This window comes from Streptomyces sp. NPDC047061, from assembly GCF_040643955.1.
Lineage (GTDB): Bacteria > Actinomycetota > Actinomycetes > Streptomycetales > Streptomycetaceae > Streptomyces.
Map to the genome: position 1 here is coordinate 1 of NZ_JBEYVI010000094.1, position 11407 is coordinate 11407.

Genomic DNA, 11407 nt, shown 5'->3' on the forward strand with positions numbered 1-11407 from the left:
GACAGCCGGGCCACAGACCTGCCCCTGATCAGCCCGGACGACCGAAACGGCCCACCAGAGGAACCGACGGACCGTCACGAAAGATCGAGGCTAACGGCGGGTCCTGGCCTGCAGTGGCGCTTGTATGGTCGACCCAGCGAGGGGCCGTTGGCCGCTGCTACCACCTTGCTGGAAAGAAGTGCCTGGACTCATAGCGGCCATCCTCGCCATCTCCGGCAGTTGCACCGGAAAAGCCTGACTGACGGGTTCGGGGCCGGAAACCGGGGGTGACTGCGTTAGCGGGAGATAAGCGAACGGTGAATCGGGGTTCAAAGAGTAGTGGAATGCCCAATCCTCCCTCGCTGAGAAGCGCTGGTAAACCTCTGTATCAAGACGATCGGGACCAGGATTGTACGAATGTATCACATGGGCAGAAGAGCCCGGTTTTACACGGACAGGCAGGATGAGTGTATCGACTTCCTCCGAGGAACGGCCCTGTGCCCACGCCCACTCCCGCGCCCGCGCCTTTATCAGCGCCGCCTTCTCCGCCGCCTCGCGCGCCTTTATCAGCGCCTCCGCCTGCGCCGCCGTTTGCGCTTCCGACTGCTCGTAGGACGGGGGCCTGTGGGCCTGCGCCTGTTCGTAGGGCGGGAGATCGAAGAGCCGGCGGGCCCGCTCAATCGCCCGATCCTGCGCCCGCGCCCGCGCCTGCGCCTGCGCCTGCTCGTGCGCACGCTGTCGCTCCTGTATCTGCGCCCACGCCCACGCCCGCGCCTGCGCCTGCCCGTCGGTCGGGCCGGCCTGTGCCTGTGCTTGCTCGTGGGAGGGGTGCCCGTCGGTCCGGGCGGCCTGTGCCGCCCGCCTCCGTCGCTCGATGAGCAGCCTTACGCCGACGACGAGGGCACCGGCGGCTGCCCCGGCCGCTAGTCCCACCAGCGAGCCGACAGGCCCCCAGCCGAGAAAGCCGCCTATCGCTCCGGCCCCGATGAAGCCAGCCATGATCGCATAATTGGTGCGGGCCAACGACCGGGGTTCTGTGTTTCTCATGCTGTAGTCCGCCATCGCGCTCTCTTTCGTGATGTGGAAGACGGGGGGGCCGGTCCTGTCGAGGAACCTGCTGGGTGAATCTCCGCCGGGAAATGCACCGGGCACTACGGGGGGCGGGGGGCGACGGTTCACCAGAGGCGTGTCCTGAGGGGCCCGTCGGCCTCGGCGAGCGGTCGGGTGAGCGCGCCCTTTGATGATCTGTCGGGTTCCGCGGCGGAAACTCTTCCCGCGCGCCGCGCCCGTGTCCCCACCAGGGCTGATGCGTTCTCAGATTTCAAGATCGAGTAGTTGGAGTGCGTTGTCGGTTCGTGACCGGTAGTGGTCGGTGGCGGCGGCGATGTTCGTCCATCCGGCCTGGCGGATGAGGCCGATGGCGAGGTTGCGGAGGGTCGCCATGGCGCGGGGTGCGGTGCCGGTGCGGACGCTGGAGGCGTCTTCGGCGAAGGTCACGTCCCGCACGTGGTGCAGGGCTTCCACTCCCCAGTGCCCGCGGACGTATCCGCCCAGGTCAGCGGGGCTGGCCTGGTGGGTATCGAGGCTGGTGACGGCGTAGACCGTCTCCCGGGTCCGCCGTTTGCCGCTCTCCTGGCGGCGCCGGTGGATGCGCAGGGCCAGACGTGCTTCCGGGAAGGCGATCCCGCCCGGGTTCGCCGCGATGGCCATGGTCTTGACCGAGCGGGATTCCCGTCGGCCGTGCCCGGTTCCGGAGGCGGTGTGCGCTACGGGCACCTGCTCCCACGGCAGGGCTTTGAGCTGGGCTGACGCGATCGGCTGGTTTCCCTTGATCACTGCGATGCAGTGGGCCTTCTTCTCCTGGACCAGCCGGCGCACCTGGTCCTTGACGCTGTGCAGGGCGTCGAAGGTGGCCACGGTGCCGGCCAGGTCGAGGGGTTCCGGCAGCGGGCGGAAGGCGGCCGTCCCGGTGGTCTTGGCCCCCACCTCCCGCAGGGCCAGGGTGACGGTGAGGGCGTGGGTGACGGCGGACAGCAGGTGCCGGTGGCGCTGGGTCCGGTGCGCGGAGCCGGACAGTGCCTTGCCGTCCACTGCGATCGCCGGCCGCGGTGCCGAGCTTGTACCGCCGATGTCGGTGTGGTCATGTCCGGCCAGGTAGGCGCCGATCGCGTCGTCCAGGGCATCACCGTCGAGGGCGGCCGGCAGCCGGGTGAGGGTGGCATGGGACGGGGCGCGGCGACGTCCGGGCAGGTGGCGGCGGATGCCGAGTTGTTCCAGCACCGTGGTGGTGGCGCGCTGTCCCCACTCGGTGATTTCGGTGATGGTCCGGGCGCCGGAGACGACGGCACAGACGCAGATCAGCAGCAGGCCGATCAGGGGATACCACCGCCCGCGACGCGAACGCGGGCCGGGTACGCGCTGGAGGTGGGCGCGCAGGCGGCCGGTGTCGTGCTCGTGCAGGGGGCTCAGTTCCGCCAGGGCGGCAGGCATCGGGGAGGACGGAGCGGCAGGCACGGGACCTCGACGTGATCAGCCGGCGCAGACACCTTGATGATCACCGGACTCGTGCCTGTGCTGTTGGTGCGTCAACTCCCGCCGGGACGGACGATCCACATGATCCCGGAACTTGCAACCGCCCTGCCGCCGAGGAAGGTGAACCAGCCGGGTCGCCGACCCGTTGATGCGTACATCGCAGCAGCTCGACAAGTACCGCTTGTCACTCGTCGCGGCCCACGGGGAGACGCTATTCCAAGGAAAGGGATTGAAGATGCCGGCAAATCCTTCCCCCGATCAGTCTGACGAGACTATGGCCTGGGAGGAAGCGAACAGTAAGCGCTATCTTTACGACCCTCCACCAAAGAGCATTCGAGGCACCGATGCCGGGCTCCAGCAGTGGTGGAATAACTGGAAGAAAATGGGCAAAGAGGGCTCACAACTCGATCCGAGCGGCTGGCACACACGCGTCAATATAGTGGCGTCTGCACGGCAGGCCACGGGGATCGCACGCCACCAGGGTGATTTCAAAGCAGAATGGAAATTATTGAATGACCTACGAAGAAGAGCTCATGCCTTTGGTGCCCTGGTAAAGCTGTATGGCGGGAATGAGGAGGATGCCCGGGACGCCCAGAAAAGGAAGTATGGGCCGGAGGAGACCCGCGATGTCGCAACGGCACGGATCGAGGCCGCAACGGCACGGATCGAGATCGCAGGGGAACTCGAGTTTCGCGCGACAAACCCAGCGCCAGCCTACCCCTTCTTGCCACCTCCACCTCCGTACCGACCTCCGAGTCCCCAGGGGGACACGCAACAACCGAACTCCTTGCGTCCTCGAACGCCCCCGCCAGGGCCGAGGCGCTGACCGTACCGTTCGTAACGGTGCACTCGCGGGCGTCGCTCATGCGGGCAGTTCGGGTCGCGCTGACCGGCAAGAACCCGAACGCCCCAATGAGGTCTTCTCGGCAATGCGACGGCTGCGGTACGTAACGAGCCTGCGTGACCTGGATGGTGACCTGACGTCAGACATGCGTGAAGCCCCTGGTGGGAACGACTCTGCGAAGATCACGTTCCGTGCAGCAACCAGAGGCTCCACGTGCCCTCCAGGATCGCCTGACCCGCTGCCCTCGATGTCGGCAGGGCGACCGCCGAGCGCCTCGCCCCGGCGGTCGCATGAGCACCGCGAGCGCGTCGGGACCCGCACGAGCACCCGGGCCCCGGCCACCTTCCGGCAGGCGGTCCTGGTCCTGCGGTGGCTCATCGACGGCACCCGCATGTCCCGACTCGCCCCCGACAACGCCATCTCGCTGCCCACGGCCTACCGCTGCCTGCACGAGGGGCTGCCCGTGCTCGCCGACCACGCCCCGCGCACGCGGCGAGCGCGAGGGTGAAAGCGAGGGGATGTGGCGCCGCCCCTCCGCCCGTCGGGGATCCGGCACCGCTGCGAAGCAGACCAGCAGACCCGGGTGGTCCTCGGGCTCGGCGGGCCGGACAACGGCGAGTTGGCTCAGGCCGGCGGGGACGGGCGATGACGAGCGGGCAGGCACGGTCTTCCGTTGTGGTGATCAGGGAATCGACACCTCTTGATCACCCGGAGGTCGTGCCTGCCTCCGTTCCGGCCCCGCGAACTCCGCAGCCATGTCCGCCACCTGAACCAGCATCAAGTCGGACAGATCCTCCGAACGACGCCGCCCTGTGGTGCAGACCGAGGTTCGGATTTCACGTCGGGTGGGCGCCGCATCGGCTGGTCGGTCCGGGCTCGGCACAGTGCGGAGCCGGTCGATCGCGCGGGTGATGACGTCGCTCCAGGGCCGCCGGCTGGGCGGCGGCGGAGAACAGGCGCGGGCGCGAGGGAGACGATCTCCAGCCAGATCCGGTTCTGGGCCATGCCGCCCAGGGGCAGGTCGCGCGGGCCGGTGGCGCGGGGCCGCGCCACACACATCACTGACGCTCAATACGTGACGTACCGTCAGATGTGGCCTTCCCGCAGCGCGTAGGCCACGGCATGTTCCCTGTTGCGCAGCTCAAGGCGCGAGGTCAGCCTGTGGGTCACGGTCTTGACCGTGCGTGGGGAGCACGAGAGCTCGGCCGCGATCTCCACCGTGGTGTGCCCGTCGGCGATCAGGCGCAGCACGTCCTTCTCCCTGGGTGCGAGTCCCGCGACGAACGGGTCGGAGCCGCCGCCCGCCTGCCGGGACACCGCGGTCGCCTGGTCGACCACGCGGCCCAGCAGATCCGTGGGCAGGTTGACGTCACCGCGGGCGGCCGCGAGGACCGCTTGCGCGAGCCGCTGCGAGGTGGCCTCGTGGCGCCAGACCACGCCGGCCGCGCCGGATGCCAGCACGTCCAGCAGTTGTGGGTCACACAGCGCCCTCACGACGAGCACCACACGGACCTTCTCGTCCTGCGCCACCCGCCGCAACCGGGTGAGGGCCGCGTCGTCGAACAGGCCTTGAACGTGGACGGCCACCGTACCGGGCTCGGTGGTCGGCTCCTCGCGGACGTCCATCTCCGGATGGCACCGCAGCAGGCCCAGCACGCCCTCACGAGAGATCGGGTCAGAGGCTCGCACCGTCACGGGGACACGCCTCCCCGGCTCCGCCTGCGGTCCCGGCCCACCGGATGGGCGCCCGCCGGAAGAGGCCGCACCGGACTCCGCGGTCCGGGCTGAGTCAGACATCTGTCTCCCTTAGTCCACTCGCTCCCATCCGACGGGGAGACGCTGATCCGCAAGGAAGCTCACGGTCCTACGACGCTCTCGGGCCACACATCGTGGGCAACCACGAGGACAGCCACGAGATCCGCGCCGTCCCCGCCGTGCCGCTCCGGATTGCCGCCCGGCGCGCGTCCCCGGCTTGAACCGCGGACGGCGGGGCTCCGTTGTGACGGTGTGACACCGCCGTATCCGGCGCCGACAACCCGTGGGGAGGCGGATGTGAGACCGATGCCCGGGACGACGCCTCCGCCCGGTCCCGTGGTGGTCGCGTCAATCCGCCCGCCGCGGGGTTCGCCGTTCCACAACGGCCGAATGCCGTTCCAGGTCGGCGAGTTTGGTGCGGATGCCCTCGGCGTCCGGATGCTCGGACCGCTCGAAAATGGTCAGGGCGTGTCGCCAGCTGGCGCGCGCTTCCTCCGTACTCCCGACGGCCAGCTGGACATCCCCCAAGTAGCCCAGCACCAGCCCCTCGCCCAGACTGTTGCCCACTTCCCGGTGGACTTCGAGTGCTTGGCGGTAGTGTCCGACCGCGTCGTCGTGTCGGCGCAGGCGATGGTCGACCAAGCCGCGGAGGCCGAGCACGATGCCTTCGACCCAGCGGTTGCCGGCACCGCGCGACTCGGCGAGTGCCTGTTCCAGACACTCGATCGCCTCGTCGTACCGCCCCAATTGCTCATAGGCGTCACCCAGGTTGGTCAGGGCTACGACCTGCCCCCAGGAGTTGCCTATGCTCCGATGGGCGGCAAGCCCTCTGAGGGTCGGTTCCACGGCTTTCGCCGGCTGACGGGCATCGAGGTACACGTTGCCCAGGTTGACCGCTGCCATGGCCATGCCGTAAGTGTCTCCGAGTTTCCCGTACAGGACCGCGGCCTGTTCGAGGTGATCGGCGGCCTCGTCGTACCTGCGCAGTTGCCCCAGAGCTCCGGCCAGGTTGACATGGCTGCGGCTTTCACCCGCCTCGTCGTGGTTGCCGCGGGCGGCGGCCAGGCCGACCTGAGTGGTCTCGCGCCAGTCGTGGAAGTGCCCCCGTATGTAGAAGAAGCCCCACAGTGCGGCGGGCAGCCGCCAGGCGATGCCGGGGTGTCCGGAGGCGACAGCCTGGTGGACCGCGGCCACGAGGTTGGGGCGTTCGGTCTCGCACCAGTCCACCGCCTGTTCCCGGGTGGCGAAGGTGAGCGGAGCGCAGCCGGACGGTGGTGGGTCGAGTGGCACCGGCTCCCGCTGCGGGGTGAGGTGGGGAGACGTGGCGGCAGCCGTGTGGAGGTACCAGGCGAGAACGCGCTCCACGGCACGGTGCCGTTCGGCCGGTGTCTCATGGGCATGAACGCGTTCGGCGGCGTAGGCGCGCAGGAGGTCGTGGAGGGTGTAACGGCCCGGTTGGCGCTCGGTCAGAAGGTGGGAGTGGGTGAGTTCGCGCAGCAGCGTACGCGTTTCGCGCAGACCGAGTCCGGCGAGCGCGGCGGCCGCGGGTGTGGAGATGTCGGAGCCGGTGGGCAGGCCGAGGAGATTGAGGAGGCGTTGGGCGGGGGCGGAGAGGGCCCGGTAGGACCAGGAGAAGACGGCCCGGATATCGGTGGTGCGGTCGTCGGCCGCGAAGGCGTCCAGACCGTCGTCGATCTCGTCTGCGATGGCGGCGAGGGAGAAATGCGGGTTGGAGGCCGCCCGGGCGGCGACGATCGCCAGAGCCAGAGGGAGACGGGCGCAGCGTTCGGTGATCAGCGCGGCGGCCCGGGGTTCGGCCGTGACACGGGTGGCGCCGAGCCGGCGGGCGAGGAAGTCGTGTGCCTCGGCCGGGGTGAGAGCGTCGAGTGTCAGCGGGTGTGCCCCCTCGTTGGCGATCAGGCCGGTGAGGCGGTTGCGGCTGGTGACGATCACCAGACAGCCGGGGGCACCCGGCAGCAGGGGGCGCGCCTGTTCGGTGTCCCGGGCGTTGTCGAGGACGACAAGGACCTGGCGCTCGGCGAGCAGGCTGCGGTAGAGGGCGGCCTGTGCGTCGAGTCCGGTGGGCATGTGTTCGGGTGGGACGCCGAGGGCGTCGAGGAAGACGCGGATGGCTTCCTGCGGAGGCATGACCGCGCCGGTGGGGTCGAAGCCCCGCAGGTTGATGTACAACTGGCCGTCGGGGAAGCGGTGTGCGATCTCGTGGGCCCAGTGCACCGCGAGGGTGGTCTTGCCGATGCCTGCCATTCCGCCGATCGCGCTGATCACCACGGTGGCCTGGAGCCCGTCGGTATCGGGCAGCAGCGCACGGATCCGCGCCAGTTCGGGGGCGCGCCCGGTGAAGGCGGGCAGGTCTGCGGGCAGTTGCGCCGGCCGAGGCGAGTGCGCGACGGACCCGGCCGCTGACGCGGCGGTCGGTGGCTCGGGGCGTCCCGCCGTCGCGGCGAGCTCCAGTGCCGGATCGGCGGCCAGGATCCGGTCGTGCAACTCCCGCAGTGCGGTGCCGGGTTCGATGCCCAGCTCCGTGACGAGGGTGCTGCGGATCGTGCGATACGCGGCGAGTGCCTCGGCCTGCCGGCCGGAGCGGTACAGGGCCAGCATCAGCAGCCGCCATTGCTGTTCCCGCAGGGGATGTTCACCGGTCAGCGAGGTCAGCTCCGCGATCACCTCGCTGTGACGGCCGCACTGAAGATCGAGGTTCAGGCACAGTTCGACGACACCCAGCCGCTGTTCGCCCAGTCGGGCGCCTTCGGCCTCCGCCAGTGGACCGGGCAGGCCTGCGAGAGGGGTTCCCTGCCACGCGTCGAGCGCCGCACGCGACAGAGCCGCCGCCTCGGAGACCCTGCCCTCGTCGGACAGCCGTTTCACCTCGTCGACCTGCCGTTCGAACACACGGAGGTCGACGGCGTGGTCGGGCACGTCGGCCCGGTACCCGTCCGCGGCGGAAACGATCACCCGCGGCGGTGAGCCCGCACCGCGTTCGGGCTCCAGTACCTTGCGCAGTCGAGACACATACGTACGGAGGACGGACACCGCCGCCGCCGGCACTCCCTCCCCCCACACGGCGTCGATGAGTTCGGCGGTCGTGACCGGGCGTCCTCGCCGCAGCAGCAGCGCCACCAACACGGCTCGCTGCTGCGGCGAACCAAGGTCCAGTTCCCGCTCGCCGTACCAGGCCCGCACCGGTCCCAACACGGTAAAGCGCACGGATCGCGAGGAGGTCGTACTCATTTCCTCACTATCGCCGACACCCTGAGCGGGCTTCGAGCGGTTACCGCAGACAGTGCCCTGGTCGTCCGGTGCGTCACTGCCCCGAAGGCCCAGGCCGTTCGCCCCCGAGGGCACCCTCACCCTCCCGTGCTCCGGCACGCCTACGCGAGCGTGCCAGCTGGAGACTGGCGAGTCGATCGTCAACCTGTCGAAAGGGCTCGGTCACTCGACGCCGAAGGTCACCCTCGACCACTACGCTCACTTCATGCCCGGCGCAGGTCAGCGCGGTCTCGTTGCCATGGACGCGTGGCTGGAGGACCGCCACCGGCCGAAAGTCCCCGAGAAGTCCCCAGTGGCCGAGTGGATCAAGAAAATCCCAGAGAACCAGCAGGCCAGCGGGCTCGTCGCGTCCGGCGCGCGCTTGTCCGTCAAGTACAAGGAGACGGCCCGGGGCGGGCTGGCGGTGAACATCATCGAGTGCTGAGGGGGCGATCGGCCCCTGACCCGCGCGGGGGTCCGGCGGCCTGGTGTGCGGGTGGTGCATGCATCGTCCGTGCGAACCGGATCCGTATAGCCGGTCTATAGGGGACTCGCACAGCCTGACATCGATCGGATGCTGTCGCGTCTGCGCCCCGCAACTCCGCGGCGCGACCGGCGCTCCGTCTCCACGGCTCCGGCGAGAAGGCAGACACCCCATGGCCGAGACAGACCCGCTCCCCCTCCTGCTCCGCGCGCCCGAGAGCGGCCACCTGCGGCAGTTGCGCAGGGACTGACGGGAGCACGGCATGCCCCGCCCGTTCCGTACCCCCGCGCCGCATCCCACGTCCGGCGGCCGGCCGGCCGAGCCGTCCCCGGTCCCGGCGGACGTGGATCTGCGGCCGTTCATGGCCGCCTTTCCGACCGGTGTGGCCGTCGTCACCTCGCTCGACGCGGACCACCGGCCCTGGGGGATGACATGTACCTCGCTGTGCAGCATCTCGCTGGCGCCGCCCAGCCTCCTGGTGAGCCTGCGCAGCGCCAGTCCGACCTTCAGCGCGATACGGGAACAAGGAGGCTTCGCGCTCAACCTCCTGCACGACGGGGCACAGGCCACGTCCAACCTCTTCGGCTCAGGCGACCCCGGGCGCTTCGAGAACACGGAATGGGAACTCCCCGTGCAGGCCAGAGGCCCTCATCTGAGGGCCGATGCGCACGCCACGGCCGACTGCGCCCTGCTGAGCACCACTGTGGTCGGAGATCACACCGCGGTCTTCGCGGAGGTCGAGCGCGTCATCACACGCGACCTCACGCCCGCGCCACTGCTGTACGGACTGCGTCGCTACGCCCGCTGGCCCCTGCCGGCCGACACGCCGGCCGCGGGAGCTCCCGACGCGGACCGCTGAACGTCGTCGAACCCCTGAACATCCCTTATGCACTCTGGAGGACTGACCGCCGTGGGTGACAACCGCATCAAGGACATACTCGTACTCGGAGGGGGCACGGCGGGTTGGATGACCGCCTCCTACCTGGGCAGAGCACTCGGTCCGACGGTGAACATCACAGTGCTGGAGGCGCCCGCGATTCCGCGGATCGGGGTGGGTGAGGCCACGATTCCCAACCTGCAGAAGGTGTTCTTCGACTTTCTCGGCCTGTCCGAGGAGGAGTGGATGCCCGAGTGCAACGCCAGCTTCAAGATGGGCATCAGATTCGTGAACTGGCGCACCCCCGGGACCGGTGAGGCCGAGGCGCGCCCGCACGGAACCGGGCAGGATCACTTCGACCACCTCTTCGGTCTGCTGCCGAGCCACGACAACCTGCCGCTGTCGCACTACTGGACGCACAAGAGGCTGAACGGTGCCACCGACGAGCCGTTCGACTACGCGTGCTACGCCCAGCCCGCGGTCTTCGACAGGAAGCTGTCCCCGCGCTTCCTGGACGGCACGCGATGGGCGAGCTACGCCTGGCACTTCGACGCCGGTCTGGTCGCCGGCTTCCTGCGCCGGTTCGCCGTCGAGAAGCAGGGGGCGGTGCACATCGAGGACAGGTTCACCGAGGCGGAGGTCGACCAGCGCGGGCACGTCACCGCCATCACCACCGAGTCCGGACGCAGGCTGGAGGCCGACCTGTTCGTCGACTGCTCCGGCTTCCGCGGTCTGCTGATCAACCAGGTGATGAAGGAACCGTTCCTGGACATGAGCGACCATCTCCTCAACGACCGGGCGGTCGCCACCCAGGTGCCGCACGACGACGAGGCCGACGGCGTCGAGCCCTTCACCTCGGCGATCGCGATGTCGTCGGGCTGGACGTGGAAGATCCCCATGCTGGGACGGTTCGGCACCGGTTACGTGTACTCCAGCCGCTTCGCGTCCCAGGACGAGGCGACGGAGGAGTTCTGCCGGATGTGGGGCCTCGATCCGGAGAAGCAGCCGCTCAACCACATCAAGTTCCGGGTCGGGCGCAACCGGCGGGCCTGGGTGAAGAACGTGGTGGGCATCGGCCTGGCGTCCTGCTTCCTGGAGCCGCTCGAATCCACCGGCATCTACTTCGTCTACGCGGCGCTCTACCACCTGGTCAAGCACTTCCCGGACAAGCGTTTCGACACGGTCGCGGTCGACCAGTTCAACCGCGAGATCGAGACGATGTTCGACGACACGCGGGACTTCATCCAGGCTCACTTCAGCTTCGCCCCGCGCGACGACACGGCGTTCTGGCGCGCCTGCAAGGAGCTGGAACTCGCGGACGACTTCAAGGAGAAGGTCGCGCTGTACAAGGCGGGCCTGGGCGTGAACCTGCCGGTCACCGACGAGGCGAACTACTACGGCAACTTCGAGGCCGAGTTCCGCAATTTCTGGAGCAACGCCAACTACTACTGCGTGTTCGCCGGGCTCGACGTACTGCCGGACCACTCCATGTCACTGCTGAACCACCGCCCGTCGTCCGTCGAGTCGGCCGAGGCGGTCTTCGCGGAGGTCGGACACCGGCGGGACGAACTGCTGAAGTCCCTGCCGTCCACCTACGACTACCTGCGCCGCCTGCACAGCAAGTGACGTCGGTGGGCCGGTTGTCGGTGTGCCGCCCGGGCGGCACACC

The 11407-nt window shown here is 69.0% G+C and carries 7 protein-coding genes and 1 pseudogene; 4 read left to right on the top strand and 4 right to left on the bottom strand.

Annotation, left to right across the window (positions count from 1 at the left end; genetic code table 11):
- Window positions 1-90: 90 nt before the first annotated feature.
- A complete protein-coding gene (locus ABZ887_RS50370; RefSeq protein ID WP_361306340.1) occupies window positions 91-1041 on the bottom strand; it encodes a hypothetical protein in 951 nt (316 codons plus the stop codon).
- Window positions 1042-1293: 252 nt separating this feature from the next.
- Window positions 1294-2469, bottom strand: coding sequence for an ISAs1 family transposase (locus ABZ887_RS50375; RefSeq protein WP_361306342.1), 1176 nt, complete (start codon window positions 2467-2469; stop codon window positions 1294-1296).
- A gap of 1232 nt (window positions 2470-3701) precedes the next feature.
- Here ABZ887_RS50375 and ABZ887_RS50380 point away from each other — a divergent pair.
- Window positions 3702-3839: pseudogene (locus tag ABZ887_RS50380) on the top strand (IS5/IS1182 family transposase); the annotation flags it as partial.
- A 602-nt stretch (window positions 3840-4441) separates the two neighbouring features.
- Here the strand turns inward: ABZ887_RS50380 and ABZ887_RS50385 are convergent.
- Together ABZ887_RS50385 and ABZ887_RS50390 are read right to left on the bottom strand one after the other, a co-directional pair.
- Complete coding sequence (locus ABZ887_RS50385; protein ID WP_361306344.1) at window positions 4442-5050, bottom strand: response regulator transcription factor; 609 nt, start codon at window positions 5048-5050, stop codon at window positions 4442-4444.
- A gap of 408 nt (window positions 5051-5458) precedes the next feature.
- Window positions 5459-8359 carry a BTAD domain-containing putative transcriptional regulator gene (locus tag ABZ887_RS50390; RefSeq protein WP_361306346.1) on the bottom strand — a complete coding sequence of 967 codons (2901 nt, stop codon included), beginning with the start codon at window positions 8357-8359 and terminating at the stop codon, window positions 5459-5461.
- A 244-nt stretch (window positions 8360-8603) separates the two neighbouring features.
- On the opposite strand from ABZ887_RS50390, the gene ABZ887_RS50395 reads away from it, so the two are divergent.
- The 3 genes from ABZ887_RS50395 (at window position 8604) to ABZ887_RS50405 (ending at window position 11364) form a co-directional block, all read left to right on the top strand.
- Window positions 8604-8822, top strand: a complete 219-nt coding sequence (locus ABZ887_RS50395; protein ID WP_361306352.1) for a hypothetical protein — start codon at window positions 8604-8606, stop codon at window positions 8820-8822.
- Between the two features lie 301 nt (window positions 8823-9123).
- Window positions 9124-9720 (top strand): flavin reductase family protein, encoded by a 597-nt coding sequence (locus tag ABZ887_RS50400; RefSeq protein ID WP_361306348.1) that lies wholly within the window; start codon window positions 9124-9126, stop codon window positions 9718-9720.
- Window positions 9721-9771: 51 nt separating this feature from the next.
- Window positions 9772-11364 (top strand): tryptophan halogenase family protein, encoded by a 1593-nt coding sequence (locus ABZ887_RS50405; protein ID WP_361306350.1) that lies wholly within the window; start codon window positions 9772-9774, stop codon window positions 11362-11364.
- Window positions 11365-11407 lie beyond the last annotated feature (43 nt).

Coding starts and splice junctions, on each gene's coding strand:
- ABZ887_RS50395 (WP_361306352.1), top strand. CDS start 8,604: ATGCCCGGCGCAGGTCAGCGCGGTCTCGTTGCCATGGACGCGTGGCTG.
- ABZ887_RS50400 (WP_361306348.1), top strand. CDS start 9,124: ATGCCCCGCCCGTTCCGTACCCCCGCGCCGCATCCCACGTCCGGCGGC.
- ABZ887_RS50390 (WP_361306346.1), bottom strand. CDS start 8,359: ATGAGTACGACCTCCTCGCGATCCGTGCGCTTTACCGTGTTGGGACCG.
- ABZ887_RS50375 (WP_361306342.1), bottom strand. CDS start 2,469: ATGCCTGCCGCCCTGGCGGAACTGAGCCCCCTGCACGAGCACGACACC.
- ABZ887_RS50370 (WP_361306340.1), bottom strand. CDS start 1,041: ATGGCGGACTACAGCATGAGAAACACAGAACCCCGGTCGTTGGCCCGC.